This window comes from Streptomyces sp. NPDC053076 (assembly GCF_044546845.1).
GTDB lineage: Bacteria > Actinomycetota > Actinomycetes > Streptomycetales > Streptomycetaceae > Streptomyces.
The window spans coordinates 1,142,530-1,167,259 of the sequence record NZ_JBITZL010000002.1; the positions used below are offsets into that span (position 1 = coordinate 1,142,530).

General features: G+C 70.7%; 19 protein-coding genes and 1 tRNA gene. 8 read left to right on the top strand and 12 right to left on the bottom strand.

What is annotated here, in order from left to right; all coding sequences use genetic code 11:
- The first annotated feature begins 162 nt into the window (after positions 1–162).
- Both ACIGYR_RS12385 and ACIGYR_RS12390 read left to right on the top strand, forming a co-directional pair.
- Positions 163–1,539 (top strand): pyridoxal phosphate-dependent decarboxylase family protein, encoded by a 1,377-nt coding sequence (locus tag ACIGYR_RS12385; protein WP_399595383.1) that lies wholly within the window; start codon positions 163–165, stop codon positions 1,537–1,539.
- A complete protein-coding gene (locus ACIGYR_RS12390; RefSeq protein ID WP_399595381.1) occupies positions 1,536–2,948 on the top strand; it encodes a lysine N(6)-hydroxylase/L-ornithine N(5)-oxygenase family protein in 1,413 nt (470 codons plus the stop codon). Before ACIGYR_RS12385 ends, ACIGYR_RS12390 begins: the two co-directional genes overlap by 4 nt.
- 149 nt (positions 2,949–3,097) lie before the next feature.
- Here the strand turns inward: ACIGYR_RS12390 and ACIGYR_RS12395 are convergent, their stop codons facing one another.
- Positions 3,098–4,903 (bottom strand): bifunctional metallophosphatase/5'-nucleotidase, encoded by a 1,806-nt coding sequence (locus tag ACIGYR_RS12395; RefSeq protein ID WP_399595379.1) that lies wholly within the window; start codon positions 4,901–4,903, stop codon positions 3,098–3,100.
- A gap of 217 nt (positions 4,904–5,120) precedes the next feature.
- Here ACIGYR_RS12395 and pyk point away from each other — a divergent pair, with 217 nt between their 5' ends.
- On the top strand, positions 5,121–6,557 hold the full coding sequence (gene pyk / locus ACIGYR_RS12400; protein WP_399595377.1) for a pyruvate kinase: 1,437 nt from the start codon (positions 5,121–5,123) through the stop codon (positions 6,555–6,557).
- Between the two features lie 208 nt (positions 6,558–6,765).
- On the opposite strand, the gene ACIGYR_RS12405 is transcribed toward pyk, so the two are convergent.
- Positions 6,766–6,839: transfer RNA gene (locus tag ACIGYR_RS12405), tRNA-Leu, on the bottom strand.
- A gap of 104 nt (positions 6,840–6,943) precedes the next feature.
- On the opposite strand from ACIGYR_RS12405, the gene ACIGYR_RS12410 reads away from it, so the two are divergent.
- Positions 6,944–7,603 (top strand): ANTAR domain-containing response regulator, encoded by a 660-nt coding sequence (locus tag ACIGYR_RS12410; protein ID WP_391839297.1) that lies wholly within the window; start codon positions 6,944–6,946, stop codon positions 7,601–7,603.
- 123 nt (positions 7,604–7,726) lie between these two features.
- Here ACIGYR_RS12410 and ACIGYR_RS12415 read toward each other — a convergent pair whose 3' ends face one another.
- From ACIGYR_RS12415 to ACIGYR_RS12455, 9 genes are all read right to left on the bottom strand, one after another.
- Complete coding sequence (locus ACIGYR_RS12415; protein WP_399595374.1) at positions 7,727–8,443, bottom strand: ABC transporter ATP-binding protein; 717 nt, start codon at positions 8,441–8,443, stop codon at positions 7,727–7,729.
- Positions 8,440–9,351: an ABC transporter ATP-binding protein gene (locus tag ACIGYR_RS12420; RefSeq protein ID WP_399595372.1), complete on the bottom strand. Its 912-nt coding sequence runs from the start codon at positions 9,349–9,351 to the stop codon at positions 8,440–8,442. The genes ACIGYR_RS12415 and ACIGYR_RS12420 overlap by 4 nt, the downstream gene beginning before the upstream one ends.
- A 5-nt stretch (positions 9,352–9,356) precedes the next feature.
- A complete protein-coding gene (locus tag ACIGYR_RS12425; protein WP_391839301.1) occupies positions 9,357–11,183 on the bottom strand; it encodes a branched-chain amino acid ABC transporter permease in 1,827 nt (608 codons plus the stop codon).
- Between the two features lie 5 nt (positions 11,184–11,188).
- Positions 11,189–12,118: a branched-chain amino acid ABC transporter permease gene (locus tag ACIGYR_RS12430; protein WP_391839303.1), complete on the bottom strand. Its 930-nt coding sequence runs from the start codon at positions 12,116–12,118 to the stop codon at positions 11,189–11,191.
- Between the two features lie 111 nt (positions 12,119–12,229).
- The gene (locus ACIGYR_RS12435; protein WP_391839305.1) at positions 12,230–13,462 is read right to left on the bottom strand and encodes a branched-chain amino acid ABC transporter substrate-binding protein; all 1,233 of its coding nucleotides are present in this window, start codon (positions 13,460–13,462) and stop codon (positions 12,230–12,232) included.
- Positions 13,463–13,750: 288 nt separating this feature from the next.
- Positions 13,751–14,386 carry a Tat pathway signal sequence domain protein gene (locus tag ACIGYR_RS12440; RefSeq protein ID WP_399595368.1) on the bottom strand — a complete coding sequence of 212 codons (636 nt, stop codon included), beginning with the start codon at positions 14,384–14,386 and terminating at the stop codon, positions 13,751–13,753.
- A complete protein-coding gene (locus tag ACIGYR_RS12445; protein ID WP_399595367.1) occupies positions 14,383–14,880 on the bottom strand; it encodes a hypothetical protein in 498 nt (165 codons plus the stop codon). Before ACIGYR_RS12445 ends, ACIGYR_RS12440 begins: the two co-directional genes overlap by 4 nt.
- A gap of 145 nt (positions 14,881–15,025) precedes the next feature.
- Positions 15,026–15,514, bottom strand: coding sequence for a PaaI family thioesterase (locus ACIGYR_RS12450; protein ID WP_391839310.1), 489 nt, complete (start codon positions 15,512–15,514; stop codon positions 15,026–15,028).
- Between the two features lie 48 nt (positions 15,515–15,562).
- Positions 15,563–17,866 carry an FdhF/YdeP family oxidoreductase gene (locus ACIGYR_RS12455; RefSeq protein WP_399595364.1) on the bottom strand — a complete coding sequence of 768 codons (2,304 nt, stop codon included), beginning with the start codon at positions 17,864–17,866 and terminating at the stop codon, positions 15,563–15,565.
- Positions 17,867–18,074: 208 nt separating this feature from the next.
- Between ACIGYR_RS12455 and polA the strand changes: the two genes are divergently transcribed.
- Positions 18,075–20,801, top strand: a complete 2,727-nt coding sequence (gene polA / locus ACIGYR_RS12460) for a DNA polymerase I (protein WP_399595362.1) — start codon at positions 18,075–18,077, stop codon at positions 20,799–20,801.
- 207 nt (positions 20,802–21,008) lie between these two features.
- Positions 21,009–21,419 carry a hypothetical protein gene (locus ACIGYR_RS12465; protein WP_399595360.1) on the top strand — a complete coding sequence of 137 codons (411 nt, stop codon included), beginning with the start codon at positions 21,009–21,011 and terminating at the stop codon, positions 21,417–21,419.
- On the opposite strand, the gene ACIGYR_RS12470 is transcribed toward ACIGYR_RS12465, so the two are convergent.
- Positions 21,328–22,197 carry a DUF4184 family protein gene (locus tag ACIGYR_RS12470; protein WP_399595358.1) on the bottom strand — a complete coding sequence of 290 codons (870 nt, stop codon included), beginning with the start codon at positions 22,195–22,197 and terminating at the stop codon, positions 21,328–21,330. The genes ACIGYR_RS12465 and ACIGYR_RS12470 overlap by 92 nt on opposite strands.
- Before the next feature lie 318 nt (positions 22,198–22,515).
- Here ACIGYR_RS12470 and ACIGYR_RS12475 point away from each other — a divergent pair, with 318 nt between their 5' ends.
- Together ACIGYR_RS12475 and ACIGYR_RS12480 are read left to right on the top strand one after the other, a co-directional pair.
- Complete coding sequence (locus ACIGYR_RS12475) at positions 22,516–24,300, top strand: lytic transglycosylase domain-containing protein (protein WP_399595356.1); 1,785 nt, start codon at positions 22,516–22,518, stop codon at positions 24,298–24,300.
- Between the two features lie 293 nt (positions 24,301–24,593).
- Positions 24,594–24,728, top strand: coding sequence for an SPW_0924 family protein (locus ACIGYR_RS12480; protein WP_399595354.1), 135 nt, complete (start codon positions 24,594–24,596; stop codon positions 24,726–24,728).
- The last annotated feature ends 2 nt before the right edge of the window (positions 24,729–24,730 follow it).

Genomic DNA, 24,730 nt, shown 5'->3' on the forward strand with positions numbered 1-24,730 from the left:
TCGCCGGGCTTTCCCGGTGCGGCAGTACACACTTTCGGGTTTCGTTCGCCGGGCTTTCGGGACACAGGGCTCTCTTCCGGTACAAGCTGGGACTCCACCCGCAAGCCGGAAGCCTCGCGCCCCGCAGCACGCCGGGCCGGCCCGTGCCCCTCAGGAGAGCCCATGAGCGGAGGAGACGCCCCGAGCACGCCGCCGCTCGCCTCGGGCCCCGGCGGCCCCGACGCCCTGCGACCGCTCCTCGCCACCGTGCTCGACGCACTCGCGGCCGGCGGCCGCCGGCGCGGCGGCCCGCTGCCCGCCGGCGGACCGCGGGCCGTCGCCGCGCACGTCGCCGACGCCCTCGGGAACGTCCTGCCGGACACCGGCGACCCGGACGCCCTGCGCGGCCTCGTCCAGGCCCTCGCCGCAGGGGCTGCCGACCCCGCCGACCCGCTCTGCGCGGCCCACCTGCACTGCCCGCCGCTCGCCGTGGCCACCGCCGCCGACCTCGCCGCGAGCGCCCTCAACCCCTCTATGGACTCCTGGGACCAGGCCCCGGCCGCCTCCGCCCTGGAGGCCGCCGTCGCCCGCACCCTCGCGCGTACGGCCGGCCTCGCCGACGCCCTCGTCACCACCGGCGGCACCGAGTCCAACCAACTAGCCCTGCTGCTGGCCCGCGAGGCGCACGGCGGCAGCGTGCGCCTCGTGTGCGGGGTGAACGCCCACCACTCGCTGCCACGCGCCGCCTGGCTGCTGGGCCTGCCCGACCCCGTCGTGCTCCCCGCACCGGCCGGCACCCTGCACCCGGCCACCCTCGACGAGGCCCTCACCGCGCTCACCGGCCCGGTACTGGTCGCCGCCACCGCCGGCACCACCGACGCCGGCCTCATCGACCCGCTCCCCGAGATCGCCGGCCTGTGCACCGCCCACGGCGCCCGGCTGCACATCGACGCGGCCTACGGCGGCGGCCTCCTCTTCAGCGACCGGCACCGTGACAGACTCGCCGGGCTCGAAGCCGCCCACACCGTCACCCTCGACCTGCACAAGCTCGGCTGGCAGCCGGCAGCCGCCGGCCTCCTCGCCGTCGCCCGCCCCGGCGAACTCGCCGCACTCCACCAGCGCGCGGACTACCTGAACGCCGACGACGACACCGAGGCCGGGCTCCCCGATCTGCTCGGCCGCTCCCTGCGCACCACCCGCCGTCCCGACATCCTGAAGATCGCCGTCACCCTGAAGACACTGGGCCGCAGCGGACTCGGCGCCCTGGTCGACCAGGTCTGCGCCCGGGCCCGCGAGTTCGCCGCGCTGATCCGCGAGCACCCCGGCTTCGAGCTGTACGGCCGGCCCGTCATCAGCACCGTGCTGTTCCGGCCGGCCGCGGCGGACGACGCCGTCGTGGCCGCCGTGCGCCGACGACTGCTGCACGAGGGCCGGGCCGTCCTCGGCCGCGCCCGGCTCGACGGCCGGCTCTGGCTCAAGGCCACCGTCCTCAACCCCCACACCAGGCCGGACGACTTGGCCCACCTGCTCAAACTCGTCGAAGGAAGCACCCCAGGATGACCCACCCACCACGCCACGAGCCAGACTCCCCACGCGACCTGGTCGGCATCGGCATCGGCCCCTGCAACCTCTCCCTCGCCGCCCTCGCCCACCCGCTCGCCGAACTCGACGCCGTCTTCTACGAACAGCGGCCCGGCTTCGACTGGCACCCCGGGCTGCTCATCGAGGGCGCCACGATCCAAGTGCCGTTCCTCGCCGACCTGGTCACCCTCGTCGACCCCACCAGCCCCTGGAGCTTCCTCAGCTACCTCAGGACCCGCGAGCGGCTCTTCCCGTTCTACTTCGCCGAGCGCTTCCACATCCAGCGCGCCGAATACGACGCCTACTGCCGGTGGGTCGCCGAAGCACTGCCCGGGCTGCACTTCCGCCACCAGGTCGACGCCGTCCGCTGGAACCCCGACCGGGACGTGTTCGAGGTCGACCACACCCAGCTCGACGTCGAGGGGCAGGCCGAGGCCCTGGGCCGTACGTACACCCGCAACATCGTCCTCGGTGTCGGCACCACCCCCTACGTGCCCGACCCCCTCCGGCCCCTGGTGGACGCGCCCGGCGTGCCCGTGGTCCACGCCGCCGACTACCTCGACCACCGCGACTCCGTCCTCGCCGCTGGGCACGTCACCGTCGTCGGCTCCGGGCAGTCCGGCGCCGAGGTCTTCCTGGACCTGCTCAAGCACCGCCCGGCCGGCCGGGAGAAGCTGCACTGGATCGGCCGGACCGAGGCGTTCGCGCCGATGGAGTACTCCAAGCTGGGCCTGGAGCACTTCACGCCGGACTACACGCGCTACTTCCACGCCCTCGCCGAACCCGTCCGCGACCGGCTGGTCTCCGCCCAGTGGCAGCTGCACAAAGGCATCGACGCCGGCACCCTCGACGCCATCCACGACGAGCTCTACCGGCGCACCCTGCACGGCGGCTGGCCCGACGCCGTCCTCATCCCCGGGGTCCGTGTCCGGACCGCCGGCCGGGTCGCCACCACCAAGATCGAGCTGCATCTGGAGCACCTCCAGCAGGACAGCCGCTCGCGGCTCACCACCGACGCCGTCGTCCTCGCCACCGGCTACCGCGAACGCCACCTCGGCCGCCTCCTGGCGGGGCTCGACCCCTACGTCCGCCGCGACAGCAGCGAGCGCCCGCGCATCGACGAGGCCTTCCGCCTCGTCCTGGACCCCTCCGTCACCGGCTCGGTCTACGTCCAGAACGCCGAGCTGCACACCCACGGCGTCGGCGCCCCCGACCTGGGCCTCGCCGCCTGGCGCAGCGCCACCATCCTCAACACGGTCACCGGGAAGGATCCGTACCCGCTGCCGTCCCGAACGGCCTTCACCTCGTTCGGCCTCGCGGAGACGACGCCCCGGATGCCGCAGGCCCGACAGTCGACACGGCTCGTCCCGCTCGTCGAGGGACGGTGAGGTACCGGCCCGGAACGACCCACGGCAAGGCGCCGCAGCGGGGTGCCATGACCACGACCTCGATCGCCGCCCAACCTGCGGCGGCCCGCACCTGACCGACGTCGGCGCGCCGTCCGTCGCCGACGCCGTCGGTCAGTCGCTGCTGGGCTCTAGAAGACCGGTGTGCCGTTCCGCACCAGCTTCCAGTCCACCGACGCGAAGTCCTTCGGGTCCAGGACGCCCTTGGCGGTCACCCACTCCGCGATCCGTGTTCGGATCTCCGTCGACTCCGACCACAGCTCCTTGGCGGTGGCGACGTGCGGGAAGGCACCGCCGCCGTTGGCGCGGTAGTTGTTCACAGCGAGCACGAACTGCTGGGCGTCGTCCAGCGCGGCCCCGCCGAAGGTGAGGTTCTTGATCCGCGATCCGGCCGGCTGGGCGATGTCGATGTCGTACGCGAGGCCCGAGACGTAGTCGTAGTTGTAGTCCGGACGGTTGTTCGCGTTGGTCAGCTTGTCGGGATCGACGGCCGCTCCGGGGGCGGTCTGCACGTAGTACTCCGCCGAGTACTCCAGGTAGGCACGCACCTGGGCGCCCGTCAGCAGCTTGGCGACCAGCGTGTTGTCGTAGACGTACAGGCTCGACAGGCCCCGGATGGTGACGTCACCGGACGGGATCTCGGAGGTCCGGGAGAACGGCGATGCCTGGGCGATCACCGGCAGCGAGGCGTACTGGGTGCCCACGAGCGCCGCCTTGACCACGTCCTCCTGGACCTTGGTGATCAGATCGATGATCGGGGCGTCCTTGTAACGGGCGTCGACGGTGGTCAGGGTCTCGGTCGCCCGGCCCACGACCTGGTTGACGTACGCGACGACCTTCTTGTGCTCGTCGGTCAGCAGCTGGGTGATCTCCGGGTCGTCGGCGACGGAGTTGGAGTTGCGCAGGGACGCGGAGACGGACTCGACCTCCCAGCGGCCCTTGCTGAACACCAGCTCGACGTCGAAGAGGGTGAGCCGCTCGGCGTAGCACAGCGGCTCGGACAGTACGACCGTCCTGCCGGTCTTCTCGTTGACGACCTTCAGTTCCGGGATCTCCACGTGCGCGTGGCCGACCAGGATGGCGTCGATGCCGGGGACCTGCTTGGCGACGTTGGCCGCCGCGTTCTCCACGTACGGCACCTGGTCGCCGTACGACGACGTGCCCGAGGCACCCGAGTGCGCCGAGACGACGACCACGTCCGCGCCCATCGACCTCAGCTTCGGCACCCACTTGGCGGCCTGCTCCTCCAGGCCCGGGAACGCCAGCTTGCCCTGCACATACGCCTTGTCCCAGATCGCGATGCCCGGGTTGGTCAGGCCGAGGACGGCGACCTTGACCGGCTTGGCGCCCGGCACGTGGAACGTCTTCATGAAGTACGGGGGGAAGGCGGGCCGCAGCGTCTTCGCGTCCACGGCGTTGGCGCCGAGCAGCGGGAAGCACAACTGGGACTCGAACTTCCGCAGCGTCTCGATGCCGTAGTTGAACTCGTGGTTGCCGAGGGCCGCCGCGTCGTACCCGATCGCGTTCATCGCCTGCGCCATCGGGTGCACCGGGCCGCCCTTGGCCGTGATCGGGTCGACCTTGGCGTAGTAGTAGGTCAGCGGGGTGCCCTGGATGGTGTCACCGGCGTCCAGCAGCAGCGTGTTGTGGCGGCCCTTCTCCTTGCGCACCTGGTTCACCAGCGTCGAGATGCGCGCCAGGCCCATCGCGTTGCCCGCTGTGTCGGAGTACTCCGCGTCCTTGAAGTAGTCCCAGTTGAAGACGTGACCGTGCAGGTCGGTGGTGCCCATGACGGTCAGGGAGTACCGCTTCACGGGGTGTCCGTGCTTCCCGGCCTCCGCCGCCTCGGCCGCCGGAGCCGCCGCCGCACCGGCGATCGCCACTCCCGCTCCGGTGGCGGCGGACTTCTTCAGGAACTTCCGGCGGTTGAACGGCATCTTCGGTCTCCTCGGCGCAGGGTCGACAACGCGCGTAGATTCTGTCCTGCACATGACCTACGGCAACAGGTCCGGGAGGTTGCGATCTGATGACCATCGCTCATAGGAGCGAACCGCCGCACAATTCAACACTTGTCAATAACCCTTTGCCCAATGTCTGTTGAGTGGTCACGCGGGCCCAATTCTCTACCCGCGGGTAAGGCATAGGCTCGGATTCATGCGCCGAGCAAAGATCGTCTGCACTCTGGGGCCCGCCACCGACTCGTACGACCAGATCAAGGCACTCGTCGAGGCCGGAATGGACGTCGCCCGGTTCAACCTCAGCCACGGCACCCACGCCGAGCACGAGGAGCGTTATCAGCGCGTACGAAAGGCGGCCGACGAGACCGGCCGCAGCGTGGGAATCCTCGCCGACCTTCAGGGCCCGAAGATCCGGCTCGGCCGTTTCGCCGAAGGACCGGTACTCCTTGAACGCGGCGACACCTTCACCATCACCGTCGAGGACGGCGCCGAGGGTGACCGCCACCAGTGCGGCACCACCTACGCCGGCCTCGCCGCCGACGTCGCCCCCGGCGAGCGCATCCTCGTGGACGACGGCAAGGTCTCCCTGGAGGTGACCGCCGTCGACGGCCCCCGCGTACGCACCCGGGTCGTCGAAGGCGGCGTGATCTCCGACCACAAGGGACTGAACCTTCCCGGCGTCGCGGTCTCCGTCCCCGCCCTGTCCAAGAAGGACGAGGACGACCTGCGCTGGGCTCTGCGCACCGGATTCGACGTCGTCGCCCTCTCCTTCGTCCGCAGCGGGGACGACGCCGTGAACGTGCACCGGATCATGGCCGAGGAGGGCCGCCGCCTCCCGGTGATCGCCAAGGTCGAGAAACCGCAGGCGGTGGAGAACCTCGACGGCATCGTGGCCGCCTTCGACGGGCTGATGGTCGCCCGCGGTGACCTGGGCGTCGAGATGCCGCTGGAGCAGGTGCCGATCGTCCAGAAGCGGGCCGTCAAGCTCGCCAAGCGCAACGCCAAGCCGGTGATCGTCGCCACCCAGATGCTGGACTCGATGATCGACAACTCCCGGCCGACCCGCGCCGAGGCGTCCGACGTCGCCAACGCCGTCCTGGACGGCACCGACGCCGTGATGCTCTCCGGTGAGACCAGCGTCGGCAAGTACCCGGTCGAGACCGTCCGCACCATGGCGAAGATCGTCGCAGCCGCGGAGGAGGACATGCTGGCCAAGGGCCTGCCGCCGCTGACCGAGCTGAACAAGCCGCGCACCCAGGGCGGCGCGGTCGCCCGGGCCGCCGCCGAGATGGGCGACTTCCTCGGCGCGAAGTTCCTGGTGGCGTTCACCCAGTCGGGAGACACCGCCCGCCGGCTCTCCCGCTACCGCTCGCCCATCCCGCTGCTCGCCTTCACCCCCGAGCCGGCCACCCGCTCCCAGCTCAGCCTCACCTGGGGCGCCGAGACCTTCCTCGGGCCGCACGTGGACTCCACCGACGCCATGGTCGACCAGGTGGACGAGCTGCTGCTGAAGTACGGCCGCTGCCGGAAGGGTGACGTCGTGGTGATCACGGCGGGCTCCCCGCCCGGCGTCTCCGGCTCGACCAACATGGTCCGGGTCCACCACATCGGCGAGGACGACAGCCCGAAGTGACCGGTAGGGCCCCTGGAATTCGCCGACCGGGGGCCCTTCTCCGTGCTCGGGAACGAGGTGGCCGGCCGTGAGCGCCACGGAGGTCTTCCCGGCGGCGGAGGCGCCGACCGGTCCGAGTCGCTGATTCCCGTTGAGCGCAGCAAAAAGCGGAGAACCACATGAACGTGATCCTCCGCTTGCATGAGCGACCTTGGAATCCAAGGAAAAGTGCCCCGGGTGGGACTCGAACCCACACTGAATACCTTTTGAGGGTATCGTCTCTGCCGATTGGACTACCGGAGCCCCTGCGAATCGAAGATTTCGCCCGACCCGCTGCCTGTCCACCATACCGCAGCTAGGTAGGCTCTTGTCAGCAGTACCGGCCTGCCCAGGACCAAGGAGCCTCAGTGACCGCCCCCGAGTCGCCCCAGCCCGTAGACGCGCCCGACGACGACAAGTCGCACGTGCCTCCGCTGACGACCCGTGTCGTCATCGCCGAGGACGAGGCCCTGATCCGGCTCGACCTCAAGGAGATGCTGGAGGAGGAGGGGTACACCGTCGTCGGCGAGGCCGGGGACGGTGAGCAGGCTGTCGAACTGGCCCGCGAGCACAAGCCGGACCTGGTCATCCTCGACGTGAAGATGCCCAAGCTGGACGGCATCTCCGCAGCCGAGAAGATCGCCGAGGAGTCCATCGCGCCGGTCCTGATGCTGACCGCCTTCTCCCAGCGCGACCTCGTCGAGCGCGCCCGGGACGCCGGTGCCATGGCCTACCTGGTCAAGCCGTTCAGCAAGAGCGACGTCGTCCCGGCGATCGAGATGGCCGTCTCCCGGTTCACCGAGCTGAAGCAGCTGGAGAAGGAGGTCGCCGACCTCACCCTGCGGCTGGAGACGCGCAAGCTGGTCGACCGTGCGAAGTCCATCCTGCAGACCGAGTACGGCCTGACCGAGCCGGCCGCCTTCCGCTGGATCCAGAAGACCTCCATGGACCGCCGCATGTCGATGCAGCAGGTCGCCGAGGCGGTCATCGCGGACAGCGACGAGAAGAAGGCCGCGAAGAAGGACTGAGCGCCGCACGCGTACGAACGGCCCGCTGAGCGCCGCCCGCGTACGAACGGCCCGCTGAGCGCCGCCCGCGTACGAACGGCCCGCGCCCCGGAGAAGGGGGCGCGGGCCTCGTCGTGGTTCCGCTCAGTCCTCGCCGAGGTACGCCTTGCGGACCGACTCGTCGTGCAGCAGATCCTGGCCCGTGCCGGACAGGACGATGTTGCCGACCTCCATCACATGACCCTGGTCGGCCAGCGAGAGCGCCGCCTGGGCGTTCTGCTCGACCAGCAGGATCGTGGTGCCCTGGGACTTCAGTTCGGCGATCGTCGCCATGATCTTCTGCATCATGATCGGCGACAGGCCCATCGACGGCTCGTCGAGCATCAGCAGCTTCGGCTGGGACATCAGTGCCCTGCCCATCGCCAGCATTTGCTGCTCACCGCCCGAGAGGGTGCCCGCGGCCTGCTTGCGGCGCTCCCCGAGGATGGGGAAGAGGTCGTAGGCGCGCTGGATGTCCTTCTCGATGCCCGGCTTGTCGTTGCGCAGGAACGCGCCGAGGCGCAGGTTGTCCTCGATGCTCATGCGCGGGAAGATGTGCCGGCCCTCGGGGGAGTGGGCGAGGCCCAGCGAGACGACCTGGTGGGGCGGGACCTTCTTCAGGGACCTGCCGTTGAACTTGATCTGGCCGCCGACCGGCTTCAGCAGTCCGGAGAGCGTGCGCAGGGTGGTGGTCTTGCCGGCGCCGTTGGTGCCGATGAGGGTGACCACCTGGCCGGCATCGACCTTGAAGGAGATGCCCTTGACGGCCTCGATCTTGCCGTAGGCGACCCGCAGGTCCTCGACTTCGAGCAGTGCGGTCATCGGTCGTTCTCCTTGCCGGGCGCGGCGTCCGTCTTGGTCTCGGCGTGCGCTTCGGCGGCCTCCACCTCGGCCACCTCCTCGGCGCCGGGCGCGTCCTCGAAGGGCTCGCCGAGGTAGGCCGCGATCACGCGCTCGTCGCCCTGGACGGTCGCGCTGTCGCCCTCGATCAGCTTCTCGCCCTGCACGAGTACGGCCACGCGGTCGCACAGGTTGAAGATGAACCGCATGTCGTGCTCGATGACGAGGACGGCGATGCCCATGTCCCGGATGGCGAAGACCAGTTCCTCGGTGGTGCGGGTCTCCTGCGGGTTCATGCCGGCCGTCGGCTCGTCGAGCAGCAGCAGACCGGGCTCGCTGGCCAGGGCCCGCGCGATCTCCAGTTTGCGCTGCTCGCCGTAGGGCAGGTTGCGGGCGAGGTGCTCGGACTTGTGGTCCAGGCCGACGAACCGCAGCAGTTCCATGGCCCGGTCCTTGGACGCCTTCTCGGCCCGGTGGAAGCCGGGTCCGCGCAGTACGGCCGACCAGAAGCCCTCCTTGGTGCGGGTGTGGCGGCCGACGAGCACGTTCTCCAGCACCGTCATGTTGGCGAACAGCCGGATGTTCTGGAAAGTGCGCGCGATACCGGCCGCGGTGACCTTGAAGGACTTGGGGGGCAGCACGGTGCCCTTGTAGCGGACTTCGCCCTCGGTGGGGACGTAGAGACCGGTCAGACAGTTGAAGAAGGTCGTCTTGCCGGCGCCGTTGGGGCCGATCAGGCCGACGATCTCGCCGGCGTTGACGGTGAGGTCGACGCCGCGTACGGCGGTCAGGCCGCCGAAGCGCATGGTCACGCCGCGGGCGTCGAGGACGGTCTCGCCGGGCGCGGTGGCGCCGGGGGCGGTGTCCTTCGTGGTGGTGTCGGTGGTCATGGTGGTCAGGCCCCCGCCTTCGTCAGGAGGGTGGGCGCTTCCGCCTCTTCGTGGAACTCGAGCTGACGGCGCCGGTTGGGGATGAGGCCCTCGGGGCGGAACCGCATCAGCAGGATGAGTGCGAGACCGAAGGCGAAGAGCTGGTAGTTGCCCAGGAACTGGAGCTTGTTCGGGATCAGGAAGAGCAGGGCCGCGCCGATCAGCGGACCGCTGATGGTGCCCATGCCGCCGAGGACGACCGCGGCCAGCAGGAAGGCCGAGTTGGGCGGGATGGGGCCGGCGAAGAGGTACTGCTCGGGTGTCACGGTGTAGGTGACGTGGGCCTGGACGGTGCCCGCGAGACCGGCGAGCGAGGCGCCGACGGCGAAGGCGATGAGCTTGACCCGGAAGCCGTTGATGCCCATGGCGAGTGCGGCGGTCTCGTCCTCGCGGATGGCCACCCAGGCGCGTCCGATGCGGGAGTTGCCGCTGCGGCGGAAGACCAGCACCACGACCGCGGTGATGATCAGCATCAGGAGGAAGTAGTTGGCGAACCGGCCGATGGTGAAGCCGCCCATGTCGTGCTGGGCGCCGAAATCGAAGCCGAGCACGTCGAGGTTCGGGATGGAGGAGACACCGTTGGAGCCGTTGGTGATGTCGGGACCGGAGGTGCCGTCGAGGTTGTTCGCGGTGATGCGGAAGATCTCACCGAAGCCGAGGGTGACGATGGCGAGGTAGTCGCCGCGCAGTCGCAGCGTCGGGGCGCCGATCAGCACGCCGAAGACGAGGGAGGCGGCGGCGCCGACCAGGACCGCGGCCCAGAACGGGAAGTGCACGTGGAACGGCGAGCTGGGGGAGCCGGAGACCAGGGACGCGGCGTAGGCGCCGACGCCGAGGAAGGCGACGTAACCGAGGTCGAGCAGGCCGGCGAGGCCGACGACGATGTTCAGGCCGAGGGCGACGGTGGCGAAGATGAGGATGTAGACGCCGAGGGTCGCGTACTGGTCGTTGGTCTGCGTGAAGGGGAAGAGCGCCGCCGCGACGAAGGCACCGCAGATGGTGATGTTCTGGTGCCGGGAGGTGATCTGCGAGGCGTGCGCGATCAGGCCCGCCTTGTTCAGGGCGGCGAAGCCGAAGCCGGCGGTGATCAGGAAGCCGACGAACAGCTCGTCGTACTCGGTGCCGATGCCGTAGGTGAAGACGACCAGGCCGAGTGCGAGGATCGCGACGATGATCAGGATCTCCGCGTACGACGGCAGGGCGCGCACCGGCCGGGGCGAACCGGCGGCGAAGACCGCCTTGGTGGTCTCCCACTTGTACGCGGCCGCGTGCTTGAACTTCTCCCAGCCGGTGTCGTCGGGGTCGATCGGGTCGGGCTCGGGCCGCCGGAAGGGCAGGGAGAGCGCACCGGCCAGGGCGGCGAGGCTGCCGACGGCGACCAGGAAGCCACCCGGTTCGAGGTTGACGACGCCGCCGAGTTCGGTGCTGATGGCGATGACGGTGTACCAGCTGGTGGCGAAGGTGGCCAGGGTGGCGAACTTCAGGGCCGCGTCGGGGCCGGCGGGTGTCAGCCAGCCGAGGCCGCGGATGCCGTAGGAGGCCAGTGCGAACACCGTGGCGACGAGCGCGCCGATGAGGACGAGGACCTGGAGGCCGCCCGGGTAGCCGTAGACGGTGAGGTCGCCGGGGAAGTCGGCGGTCCAGGTCCAGGCGAGGAAGGTGGAGACGATCGTCAGCGCGCTGCCGCCGAGGGCGAGGGCGCGGGCGGCCTTCTCGGGGAGGGGGAGCAGACCGGACGGGGCGTCGGCCTTGCGGGCGCCGGGGGTGTCGGGTGCGGTGGTCTGTGTGGTCATCGGTCTCACGCCCTGTCCGCGACGCGCTCGCCGAGCAGGCCCTGTGGCCTGAACAGCAGTACGAGGATGAGGAGTACGAAGGCCCAGACGTCGGCCCATGACTGGCTGCCGAACTTGTCCATGCCCGGGATGTCGGCGATGTAGGCGGTGGCCAGGGTCTCGGCCACGCCGAGGACCACGCCGCCGATCATGGCGCCGTAGATGTTGCCGATGCCGCCGAGGACGGCCGCGGTGAACGCCTTCAGACCAAGGATGAAGCCCATACGGAAGTTGATCTCGCCGTATTTCAGGCCGTAGGCGACGGCTCCGACCGCGGCGAACGCGGCGCCGAGCGCGAAGGCGATCACGATGATGCGGTCGGTGTTGACGCCCATCAGCTTCGCGGTGTCGGGGTCCTGGGCGGTGGCCTGCATTCCGCGGCCGGTGCGGGTCTTCATCACGAAGTAGGCGAGGATCGCCATGCTGATCGGGGCGGCGGCGACGAGGAAGATGTCACCGGTCTGGATCGTGACGCTGCCGATCTCGAAGGGGCCGCCCTCGATCTGCGGGAAGGTGCGCGCGGACTTCGCCTCCGGGTACCAGGCCCACACCGCCTGCTGGAGCGCGAGGGAGAGGCCGATGGCCGTGATCAGGGGCGCCAGGCGTGGGGCGGTGCGGAGGGGCCGGTAGGCGAACCGTTCCGCCCCGACGGCGATGGCGACCGCGACGATGACGGCGCCGACGATCATCAGCGGCAGCGCGAGCCACATGCTGGTGCCGCCGGGGAGCCAGAGCCAGACGGTGAGAGCGCCGAACGCTCCCGTCATGAATATCTCGCCGTGGGCGAAGTTGATGAGCTGGACAATGCCGTAGACCATTGTGTAGCCGATGGCGACCAGCCCGTACATGGATCCTAGTAGCAGGCCGTTGACCAGCTGCTGCGGCAGTTCGTTCACCGCATGTCCTCCGAGCGTTCGGAAAGTGCGAGGGATGTGGCCGGATGCGAGTCCGCGCGGGGCGCCAGTGGAACAGCGCCCCGCGCGGCTCTTGAGTGGGTCAGGCGTGGATCAGCCGGTGTAGGTACCGGACTTGACGGGAACCCAGGCACCGTTCTTCACGGCGTAGACGGTGAGCTGCTTGTTGGTGGCGTCGCCGTACTCGTCGAAGGAGACCTTGCCGGTCACGCCGTCGAAGGACACCCCCTGCATCGCCTCGGTGATCTTCGCGCGGGCGTCGGAGGGGACCTTGCCGTCGTTTGCGTCGACGACCTTCTTCACGGCCTCGATGATCGCCCAGGCGGAGTCGTAGGCGTAGCCGCCGTAGGCCGAGTACTCCTCCTTGTAGCCGCCGTCCTTGTAGTCGGCGACGAACTGCTTGGCGGAGGGCAGGTCCTCGACCGGGGCGCCGACCGAGGTGGCGAGGTCGCCGGTGGCCTCGGCGCCCGCCAGCTTCATGAAGGTGTCGTCCTTGATGCCGTCGCCGCCGACGAGCGGGATCTTGGCGCCGGCGGCCTTGATCTGCTTGCTGAGCGGGCCGGCCTGCGGGTACTCGCCGCCGTAGTAGACGATGTCGGCACCGGAGTTCTTCACCTTGGTGGCGACCGCGGAGAAGTCCTTGGCGTCGGGGTTGATGTGCTCGGTGCCGACGACCTTGCCGCCGAGCTTCTTGTACTCCTTGGTGAAGGTGGCGGCGAGGCCGGAGCCGTAGGTCTTCTTGTCGTCGATGACGAAGACCTTCTTCTTCTTGGCCTCGTTGTAGACGTACTGGGCGGCGAACGGGCCCTGGATGGCGTCCGTGGTGGCGGTGCGGAAGTACGACTTGTACCCGCGGACCTTCTTGTTCTGCCAGTCTGCGCCCTGTGTGAGGGCGGGGCCGGTGTTGGCCGGTGAGACCTGGACCAGCTTGGCGTCGTCGAAGACCTTCTGCATCGACTCGGCGACCGAGGAGTTCAGCGGGCCGACGACACCGAGGACCTCCTGCTCGCCGACGAACTTGGAGGCGTTCTGCTGGCCGGCGGACGGCTGGGCCTGGTCGTCGAGGGCTTCGATCTTGAAGGTGACGCCCTTGACGAGTTTCTGCTTGTTGGCGTTCTTGGCGGCGAGGTCCGCCGAGTTCTTGATGCCGAGGCCCATGGCGGACAGGTCGCCGGTCAGGGGGGAGTCGACGCCGATGACGACGGTGGTGCCGTCGCCGGCGTCGGAGCCCTTCTTGTCGCCGCTGTCGCGCGAGCCGCAGGCGGTGAGGGTGAGCGCTCCCGCCGCCAGCGCGGCGGTGATGGCGATAAGCGAACGTTGACGCACGATCAGTCCTTTCCCCAGGCACAACCGCCTCCCCGTGGAAGCGGCCGAGTCGCCCGCCGCGCTGAATTGACAATCGAAGGCGCGGTGACTGGCCGTGACTCTAGGCGTGTGTGGGGAACGTGGAGGAGTGTCTGACCGAGGCTGTGACGCTCTTGTTATGACACGGCGTATTGCACAGCGGTACTCCGTGGGCGGGAAGGCGGAATTCAGGTGGATTCGCGACGTCCGCATTCTGAGAATCCGCAGGACTCGACATGATCCATCCAGGCGTCTCGGCCGTTTTGCTGATTACATATGTCCGTTGCTGCAGGCGACTTCCAGAGCCTGCGAGAGGTGCTGCGCGTAGCGGCGGCCCAGGATGAAGCTTTGCTCCTGTATTGCACGCACATTACGCAGAGTTACGTCCAGGAAAGGGAGGCTGGCGTTCCTGGGGACTCTTCCGCATTTCGTCACGTGCATCGTTATCGTGATCTTGCGGGCGGAACCGGCCTTTGTCTGGAACGGAAGTTGAGGTTCCGTCGTCAGGGACAGTCCCTCGTAGGGCTGGGTCACTCGCGTCACGGTGACGGGCGGTCCCGATGTCACGCTCAGTAGGACGGCGAAGCTGAAACTGCGCGCCGGGGCGCCGGCCGGGGTGGGGCGGCCGTCGAGGTAGGTGACGTCCGCCACTTGGACGGGGTAGGGCGCCTGTGGGCGCGGGCGTTCGGGGCGCGGTGGCGGCTGCTGCGGACGGGTGGCGTAGAGGTATCCGCCGCCTCCCAGCAGAACGGTCGCCGCGAGCAGGGTGAAGGTGATCCGCCGGTACCGGGCGTACCGCTCCGTCGGGGCCGTACGCGCCCGTCCCGCCGGTCGCGGGTCCTGCTGCGGCCGGTCGTCCCGCGCGCGCGTGCCCTCGCCGGGCTCCAGCGGGCCGATGCCGCTCATGACCAGGGACTTCCGGTCGGGGCCCCGTGTCGATAACGCGCGGCGCAGGCCGTACGTGCCCGGCGGTCCATCAACTCTTCGGCGGCGGATACCCCTTGACGGCGTCTGACGGCCCGTCCGGCGTCCACGACGCGCATCAGGATCTCGTACTGCCCGTGGGACAGGCCCATCGACTGATAGTCGCCATAGGTGTCACCGTCGAGTGCCTCGCGCGCCCAGTGGGCGATGAGCCGGGCGCACAGGGCCGCGTCGGAGGTCGGGGCGGGATCGGCGGAGGGGTCGACGGAGGAACCGGCGGAGGGGGCTACGGGGGAGCCGGTGGGGCGCGGCGGGCCGCCCGGGCCGGCGGGGGAGCCGACGGGGCGTGGGGAGCCGGCGGGGGCGGTCGAGGAGCCGGCGGGGTCGGCGCAGCCCGCCGCGCACAGCATCGCCGGCAGCGCCAGTCCGAGCACCAGGAACCTCACCCCCGGCGGGGGGCCTCCTCGCCGTCCCATGTGCCGAAGCTAAGGGGAGGGGCGGCGAGGGGCAACGCTTCGGCGGAAGCGGGCTCGACTTTCCCGTGGAAGCGGGCCCGGTCCTCCGTGGATGCGGGCTCGGTCCTCCGAGGAAGCCAGCCCGGTCCTCCGCGGAAGCGGGGGATCAGCTTCCGGTGGACTCCGTCGGGCCGTCGCCCGGGCGCACGTCCCGCAGCAGACAGGTCAGGCGGGCGGAGCAGACCCGGCGGCCCTCCTCGTCACTGATCACGATCTCGTACGTCGCCGTGGACCGGCCCCGGTGCACCGGCGTGGCCACGCCCGTCACCAGGCCCGAGCGGACCCCGCGGTGGTGCGTGCAGTTCAGGTCGACACCGACGGCGATCTTCGAGGTGCCGCCGTGCAGCATGGAGCCGACCGAGCCCAGGGTCTCCGCAAGCACCGCCGAGGCGCCGCCGTGCAGCAGGCCGTACGGCTGGGTGTTGCCCTCCACCGGCATGGTGCCGACGACCTTGTCCGGCGACGCCTCCAGGATCTGCACCCCCATGCGCGTGCCCAGATGACCGGCCGAGAACAGGGCGGGCAGGTCCACACCGAGCGCCGCGTACTCGTCGATGATCTCCTGCGGGAACTTCACTTGCTGCTGCTCACCCATGGGCCCGGCTCCGTTCGTCATCCACCTGCCTGCTCACTGAGCAAACGCTCAGTCGGTCGCCGATTGTTCCAGACGGCCTTCGGAATGACCCTCGAGGCGTACGACGACGGACTTGCTGGCCGGTGTGTTGCTGGTGTCGGCGGTGGCGTCGAGCGGCACCAGCACGTTCGTCTCGGGGTAGTACGCCGCCGCACAGCCCCGGGCCGTCGGATACAGCACGACCCGGAAGCCGGGCGCCCGCCGCTCCACCCCGTCCCGCCACTCGCTCACCAGGTCGACGTACGCCCCCTCGGCGACCCCGAGCGACCTCGCGTCCTCGGGGTGCACCAGCACCACCCGGCGCCCGCCCGTGATGCCCCGGTAACGGTCGTCGAGCCCGTAGATCGTGGTGTTGTACTGATCGTGCGAGCGCAGGGTCTGCAACAGCAGCCGGCCCTCGGGCAGCGCCGGGTACTCCACCGGCGCCGCGGTGAAGTTCGCCTTGCCCGTGGCGGTCGGGAAACGGCGCTCGTCGCGCGGTGCGTGCGGCAGCGCGAAGCCGCCGGGCCGGGCGACGCGCGCGTTGAAGTCCTCGAAACCCGGGATCACGCGCGCGATACGGTCCCGGACGGTCGCGTAGTCCCTCTCGAACTCCTCCCAGGGCACGACGCTGCGCTCGCCGAGCACCCGGCGCGCCAGACCGCAGACGATGGCCGGCTCGGACCTGAGCTGCGGGCTCGCGGGCCGCAGGCGCCCGCGCGAGGCGTGCACCATGCCCATGGAGTCCTCCACCGTCACGAACTGCTCGCCGCCGCCCTGCAGATCGCGCTCGGTCCGGCCCAGCGTCGGCAGGATCAGCGCCCGCGCGCCCGTGACCACGTGCGAGCGGTTCAGCTTGGTCGACACATGGACGGTCAGCCGCGCGCGGCGCATCGCCGCCTCGGTGACCTCCGTGTCGGGCGAGGCGGAGACGAAGTTGCCGCCCATGGCGAAGAAGACCTTCGCCTCGCCGTCACGCAGCGCGCGGATGGCCCGTACGACATCGAAGCCGTGCTCGCGCGGCGGCGCGAACCCGAACTCCTTCTCCAGGGCGTCCAGGAAGGCCGGGGCGGGCCGCTCGAAGATGCCCATGGTGCGGTCGCCCTGGACGTTGCTGTGCCCGCGCACCGGGCACACGCCCGCCCCCGGCCGGCCGATGTTGCCGCGCAGCAGCAGGAAGTTGACCACCTCGCGGATGGTCGGGACGGCGTGCTTGTGCTGGGTGAGGCCCATGGCCCAGCAGACGATGGTCCGCTTCGAGGCGAGAACCATGCCGAGGGCCTTCTCGATCTCCGCGCGCGTGAGGCCGGTCGCCGCGAGCGTCTCCGCCCAGTCGGCGGCACGCGCGGTCTCCGTGAACTCCGCGAAGCCGTGCGTGTGCTCGCGGACGAACTCCTCGTCGACCGCGCCGTCCGTCTCCAGGACGAGCTTGTTGAGGAGCCGGAAGAGGGCCTGGTCACCGCCGATGCGGATCTGCAGGAACAGGTCGGTCAGGGCGGCGCCCTTGAGGAGGCCCTGCGGGGTCTGCGGGTTCTTGAAGCGCTCCAGGCCCGCCTCGGGCAGCGGGTTGACGCTGATGACCTTGGCGCCGTTGGCCTTGGCCTTCTCCAGCGCGGAGAGCATGCGCGGATGGTTCGTGCCCGGGTTCTGGCCCGCCACGATGATCAGGTCGGCCTGGTACAGATCCTCCAGCAGGACACTGCCCTTGCCGATCCCGATGGTCTCGCTGAGCGCCGACCCGGACGACTCGTGGCACATGTTCGAGCAGTCCGGCAGGTTGTTCGTGCCCAGCTCGCGCGCGAACAGCTGGTACAGGAACGCGGCCTCGTTGCTGGTGCGGCCCGAGGTGTAGAAGACCGCCTCGTCCGGGGAGCCGAGGGCGGCGATCTCCTCGGCGACGATGCCGAAGGCCCGCTCCCAGGAGACCGGCTCGTAGTGCGTGCCCCCCTCGGGCAGATACATCGGGTGCGTGAGCCGGCCCTGCTGGCCCAGCCAGTAGCCGCTGCGGCCGGAGAGGTCCGCGACGGAGTGCGCCGCGAAGAACTCCGGCGTGACCCGGCGCAGCGTGGCCTCCTCGGCGACCGCCTTGGCGCCGTTCTCGCAGAACTCCGCCGCGTGCCGGTGCTCCGGCTCCGGCCAGGCGCAGCCCGGGCAGTCGAAGCCGTCCTTCTGGTTCACGCGCAGCAGCGTCAGCGCGGTGCGCCTGACTCCCATCTGCCGCTGGGCGATGCGCAGGGTGTGCCCGACGGCCGGCAGCCCCGCCGCCGTGTGCTTCGGCTCCGTGACCTGCGGCGCGTCCTGAACCGGATCACCCTTGGGCGGCTTCGTCGCCATCGCACGGTCCCCTTCGACTGCGTGTGAGAAGTACGCCGACGATCCTCCCACGGGGCACTGACACCTGTACCGGGCGGGCTTGGCACGGGCCGGCCGCATCACTCGCGAGGCGTCCCCGTCGCGGTGAGTGACGGGTCAGCACCGCGCTGTTCCGGGGGAGGGAACCGTCCGGCCCGGACTGTCGGTGCGGCGTGGCAGGATCGGGGGCGTGGCAGAGACAGCACCGAAGCAGACCGACAAGACCCCCGGCGGCACCCGTCCCCGGCTGATGCTCATGGACGGGCACTCGCTGGCCTACCGCGCGTTCTTCGCGCTGCCCGCGGAGAACTTCACGACCGCGACCGGCCAGCCGACGAACGCGATCTACGGCTTCGCGTCGATGCTGGCCAACACCCTGCGTGACGAGGCGCCCACGCACTTCGCGGTCGCCTTCGACGTCTCCCGCAAGACCTGGCGCTCCGAGCGGTTCACCGAGTACAAGGCGAACCGCTCCAAGACCCCGGACGAGTTCAAGGGCCAGGTCGAGCTGATCGGCGAGCTGCTCGACGCGATGCGGGCCCCGCGCTTCGCCGTCGAGGGCTTCGAGGCGGACGACGTGATCGCCACGCTCGCCACCCAGGCCGAGGCCGCGGGCTTCGAGGTGCTGATCGTCACCGGTGACCGCGACTCCTTCCAGCTGGTCAGCGAGCACACCACCGTGCTCTACCCGACCAAGGGCGTCTCGGAGCTGACCCGGTTCACACCGGAGAAGGTTTTCGAGAAGTACGGATTGACGCCCACCCAGTACCCGGACTTCGCGGCCCTGCGCGGCGACCCGTCCGACAACCTGCCCGGCATCCCCGGTGTCGGTGAGAAGACCGCCGCGAAGTGGATCAACCAGTTCGGCTCCTTCGCCGAGCTGGTCGAGCGCGCCGACGAGGTCAAGGGCAAGGCCGGCCAGAACCTCCGCGACCACCTGGAGGCGGTCAAGCTCAACCGCGTCCTGACCGAGCTGGAGCGCCAGGTGGAGCTGCCGAAGGCGGTCGCCGACCTGGAGCGGGCCCCGTACGACCGCAAGGCCGTCGCGATGATCCTCGACACCCTGGAGATCCGCAACCCGTCCCTGCGTGAGCGGCTCTTCGCCGTCGACCCGGGCACGGAGGAGGCCGAGGCCGCCCCGGTCGCCGCGGACGGCATCGAGATCGACGGCAGGATCCTGCACACCGGCGAGCTGGCCCCCTGGCTCGCCGCGCACGCCACTGGGACCCTGGGCGTCGCCACCGTGGACACCTGGGCGCTGGGCACCGGCTCCGTCGCCGAGGTCGCCCTCGCCGCGGCCGGGGGAGCGGCGGCCTGGTTCGACCCCTCCGAGCTGGACGAGGCGGACGAGAACGCGTTCGCGGGCTGGCTGGCCGACCCGGGCCGGCCCAAGGTGCTCCACAACGCCAAGGGCGCCATGCGCGTCTGCGCCGAGCACGGCTGGTCCGTCGAGGGCGTGACCATGGACACCGCGCTCGCCGCCTACCTGGTCAAGCCCGGCCGCCGTTCCTTCGACCTGGACGCGCTCTCCCTGGAGTACCTGCACCGCGAGCTGACCCCCGCCGCCACGGCCGACGGCCAGCTGGCCTTCGGTGCGGACGACGGTGCCGAGGCCGAGGCCCTGATGATCCAGGCCCGCGCCGTCCTCGACCTCGGCGAGGCGTTCCGGACCCGTCTGGAGGAAGTCGGCGCCGCCGACCTCCTGCGTGACATGGAGCTGCCCACCTCCGCCCTGCTCGCCCGCATGGAGCGGCACGGCATCGCGGCCGACCGGACGCACCTCGAAACGATGGAACAGATGTTCGCGGGTGCGGTGCAGCAGGCCGTGAAGGAGGCGCACGCGGCGGCCGGCCACGAGTTCAATCTGGGCTCGCCCAAGCAGCTCCAGGAGGTCCTTTTCGGCGAGCTGGCGCTGCCGAAGACGAAGAAGACCAAGACCGGCTACACCACCGACGCCGACGCCCTGGCCTGGCTCGCCGGCCAGACCGACAACGAACTGCCGGTGATCATGCTCCGGCACCGGGAGCAGGCGAAGCTCCGCGTCACCGTCGAGGGCCTGATCAAGACCATCGCGGGCGACGGCCGTATCCACACCACCTTCAACCAGACGGTGGCCGCGACCGGGCGCCTCTCCTCCACGGACCCCAACCTCCAGAACATCCCCGTCCGCACGGACGAGGGGCGGGCGATCCGCCGGGGCTTCGTGGTCGGCGAGGGCTTCGAGTCCCTGATGACCGCGGACTACAGCCAGATCGAACTGCGTGTGATGGCCCACCTCTCCGAGGACGCGGGCCTGATCCAGGCGTTCACCTCCGGCGAGGACCTGCACACCACCGCCGCCTCCCAGGTGTTCGCCGTCGAGCCCGGCGCGGTCGACGCGGAGATGCGGCGCAAGATCAAGGCGATGTCGTACGGCCTCGCCTACGGCCTGTCCGCGTTCGGCCTTTCCCAGCAGCTGAACATCGAGGCGGCCGAGGCCCGCGCCCTGATGGACGCGTACTTCGAGCGCTTCGGCGGGGTCCGGGACTATCTGCGCCGAGCGGTCGACGAGGCGCGGGCCACGGGTTACACGGCGACGCTCTTCGGTCGCCGCCGCTACCTCCCCGACCTCAACAGCGACAACCGCCAGCGCCGCGAGGCGGCCGAACGCATGGCCCTCAACGCGCCCATCCAGGGCACCGCGGCGGACATCGTCAAGATCGCCATGCTCAAGGTGGACGGCGCACTGCGGGAGGCGGGCCTCAAGTCCCGCATGCTCCTCCAGGTCCATGACGAAATCGTCCTGGAGATCGCCCCCGGCGAGCGGGCGGCGGCGGAGGAACTCGTCCGCCGCGAGATGGCCGGCGCCGTGCGGCTGAGGGCCCCGCTGGACGTCTCGGTGGGCGTCGGCCCGGACTGGGAATCGGCAGCGCACTAGCCGACGGCACGTGCATGGAGGGGGCGCCGCGGCCGGGCGGATGCGGTCGATGCGTCGCGTCGGGTCCGGCGCCCCCTTCCGCACCCTCGGGACGGAACGGCCCCTTACCCCACCCGTACCAAACAGGCCGAACCCCCGGAGCAACCCGTCACTCTCGTGGCCCCCGCCAGAACGCCCCCGGCCCCCCGAAGCCGCAACACTGCGGGCATGGGTATACGCATGCTTCACCGCCGGACGCCCGAGGCAGTCACCGGGGTCCGGGCGGTCACCGCCTCGGCGCAGGCCCTGCCCGCCGCGCCGGTCCCGGCCCTCGCGACCGACGCAAGCACCGCCCGCATCCCGGCCGATCTGGCCACGGCCGTCCGCGACGTCACCAAGGGCCTACGGCGCGGGCTCGCCGGCCGCCCGGACCGCCTGCCCGACTGGCGCCGGTGGGCCGATCTGGCCCGTGGCTATCTCGCCCTCACGCTCACCCTGGTCCCGAGATCACGCCCCCGGCCCACCCTCACGGTCTTCGTCGCGTCCCTCACCGAGCGACCGGCCGCCCCCGGTCCGCACCGACCACCTCGGCGCGATCCCCTGGCGCCTCAGGACCGGCGACCGGACGCCAGACCCTGACCCCCACGGCGTACAGCAGCAGCCCGAGGACCACCCCGGTGCCCACCCCGAAGCACAGGGTGGGCACCAGCTCCCACGGCCGCCCGGCAGTGCCCCGCTCCGCCCGCCACCGCGCCGTCCGCTGCGCCGCCCCGGCCAGCGCACCGCCGCCGATCACCGCGAGCGCCCACCACCGGTCCCGCACGGACAGCACGGGCACCCCCACCGGTGTCCCGCCCGGCGACCGCCGCAGCGCTCGCACCACGAACACCGCGATGAGCACGGCAGCCGCCCCGGACGACCCGTACTGCAGCCAGGTGAACAGCGGCACGCCCGCCGGGCGGGCCCGCCCGATGGCCGGAATCAGCCGCGTGCCCCACCGGTCGTGATGCGTGAACGCGTCCCACACGACATGGGTGAGCGCGCCGGTCACGGCGGAGCAGTACCACCACCCCGTCGACGCGGCCCCTACGCGCGCGCGTGGCGCACCACAGCGCAGCAGGGCGGCCGGCCGGCCCTGCCGGCCCCGGGGCAGCAGCGCGAGCAACGGCTCACGGACCAGCAGCCACAGCCCCGCGAGGCCCCAGGCGATGAGCACGTCGACCGTGACGACCCCGGCGAACGCGTGCGTGACCGCGCCGAATTCCATCCCGCCCGGCAGGACACCCGCCGTGTAATAGGGCAAGTCGGGCGCGAAGGAACCCGCGACGAGCACCGCGGGCACCAGCCTGCCCCGGCCACTCCCGTCCCGGCGGATCGCGGGCAGCACGGCCGCCGCATGGCTGAGAGTGAACGGCAACAGAGCCTCCAGAGCGTTCGGCGGCCCGGGCTTCGGTGCCGGTGATCGGGCCCGCTCAGTATGCGTGACGCCGTCCGAGGGCGTCCGGGCCGACGACAGTTGGCCAACCGGTGAAATCCGGGCGTCAATGGGTGCCCGCTCACAGCAAGTTGTCGTAGGGTCACCTGCGTCGCCGTGCCGGGCGCACGGTCGCACACACGTCCCACGGATCGAATGACGGATCAGGGGCAACCAGAACGCCGGGTCGACCGTCACACCAGAGCGAGGCGGAAAGCGACGGAGACGGGCGCGCGGGCGTCCACGGGAGGGGTTCACTCAATGGCGGCGCATTTCGGCAGGCGGCTGCGCAAGGGGGCGGCGACCACCGCCGTGGCCGCGGCGGCGGTCGCGGCTCTCTCCGCGTCCCAGGCTCCGGGAGTGATCAGCGAGGACCACGGCAGACAGACGTCGGCCGGCACCGCCACCTCGGCACCGGAGGGCGACGGCAACGCCACCGGCAACTCGCCGTACTACACGGACCTGCCGCCGCTGAACAGCCCCGCCCCCAGCCCCTCGTCGAGCGTCGGCACCTCCGGCTCCGGGGGCAGGACCGAGGGCGGCATTCCCGCGACGGTCCTCGACGCGTACCGGAGGGCCGCCGCCGAACTGCGCTCCTCCAAGGCCGGCTGCAACCTGCCCTGGCAGCTGCTCGCCGCCATCGGCAACGTCGAGTCGGGGCAGGCCCGCGGCGGGCAGGTGGACGCCGACGGCACCACGCTGCACCCGATCCTGGGCCCGCAGCTCGACGGCAACGGCTTCGCGCTCATCCCGGACACCGACAACGGCGCGTTCGACGGCAACAGCACCTACGACCAGGCCGTCGGCCCCATGCAGTTCATCCCGTCCACCTGGGCCTGGGCCGGCCGCGACGGCAACGGGGACGGCAAGAAGGACCCCAACAACGTCTACGACGCGGCGCTCGCCGCGGGCCACTACCTGTGCCGCAACGGCTGGGACCTGTCCCGCGAGGCCGACCTGCACAGCGCGATCCTGAGCTACAACAACTCGCAGGACTACCTCAACCTGGTCCTGAGCTGGATGGAGTACTACCGCAAGGGCACCCACTCCGTCCCCGACGGCTCCGGCGGCGTACCCGGGCACCGCAGTGACGACAACTCCGGCCCCACCACGTCCCCGAGCCCCTCGCAGCCCCCGAGGACCAAGCCGGACCCCAAGCCCGAGAAGCCCTCGGACGGCAAGGGCAAGGGCGACGGCAAGGGCGGAAGCGACGACGGCGGCCACGACAACGGCGGGAACGGCGACGGCGGCACGGAGACCCCCGACCCCAAGCCGCCGCGGCCGCCCGTCCCGCCGACCCAGACCGACCTGGTGGACCACCTGGAGGACGCGGGCACGAAGAAGCTCACGGCGATGGCCGACGACGCCTTCACCGAGCGGATCGGCACCCGCGCCGAGACCAAGGCCGGCAAGTCCATCGCCAAGATCAGGGTCCGGTTCACCATCACCGGCGACACGGATGCCACCTTCACCGACGGCGAGACCGTGGCCACGGTGGCCACCGACGCCAAGGGTGTCGCGCTCGCCCCCGCGCTCCAGGCCGGCGAGAAGACCGGCGACTTCAAGGTGACCGCCGCTGTCGTGGGCCGCTCGGTCAAGGGTGTCGACTACACGGCGACCGTCACGGCGCGCGCCGCCGACACCCTGGCCCGTACCGGCGACACCCCGCTGTCCTGCACCCCGGGCGGCGAGTTCACCGACCAGGTCCAGGTGAAGGCGACGTACCAGGGCGCCGTCGCCGACAAGGTCGCGGCCACCGCCACCCTGATCAAGTCCGCGGCCGACACCACGGAGAACGACAAGGGTCCCTACTTCAAGGACGCCGACGGCAAGGCCGTACGCACGCTCTCCGGCCTCCGGACCGACGCCAAGGGCCTGCTCACGCTGCCGAAGCTGTACGCCGACGACACCACCGGCACCTTCCTGCTCCGCATCACCACCACGGGCGGTGCGACGCTCACGGTGGAGCTGGAGGTCGCAGCCGCTGCCGATCCCTCGGAGAGCCCGACCCCGGACCCGACCGCCTCCTCCTCCCTGAGGCCGTAGCGTCCCAGGCCGAAGCGTCCAGAGGCGTAGCGTTCCAGGGCCCTGGCGTTGCGAGGCCGAGGCGTTCCAGGGCCGTTGCCTTCCAGGGCCGTAGCCGGCCGAGGCCGTCGCGCCCGAGGCCGCATCCCCCTGGGTGACGCGCCGCGACAGGGCGCCCTCCCCCCTCCGGCGGGGGAGGGCGCCCTGGTTCGTGCGTGCACCGCTGTTCTCATCTCGCCCGCCCGTTGCTACGGTGCCGGACCTGACGAACCATCAGAACCAGTCAGGTCATGGACCGTCCGCCGGGAGGCCGCATGCGTGCCCTGATCGCCGCCGTGACCGGTCTCGCCCTCGCGCTCGCCCTGGTCCTCACGATCGGCGCCCTGGGCTCACCGTCGGGCCGGACGTCCCCCAAGCCGCTGCTGACGACGGTGCCCTCGCACCCGTAGCC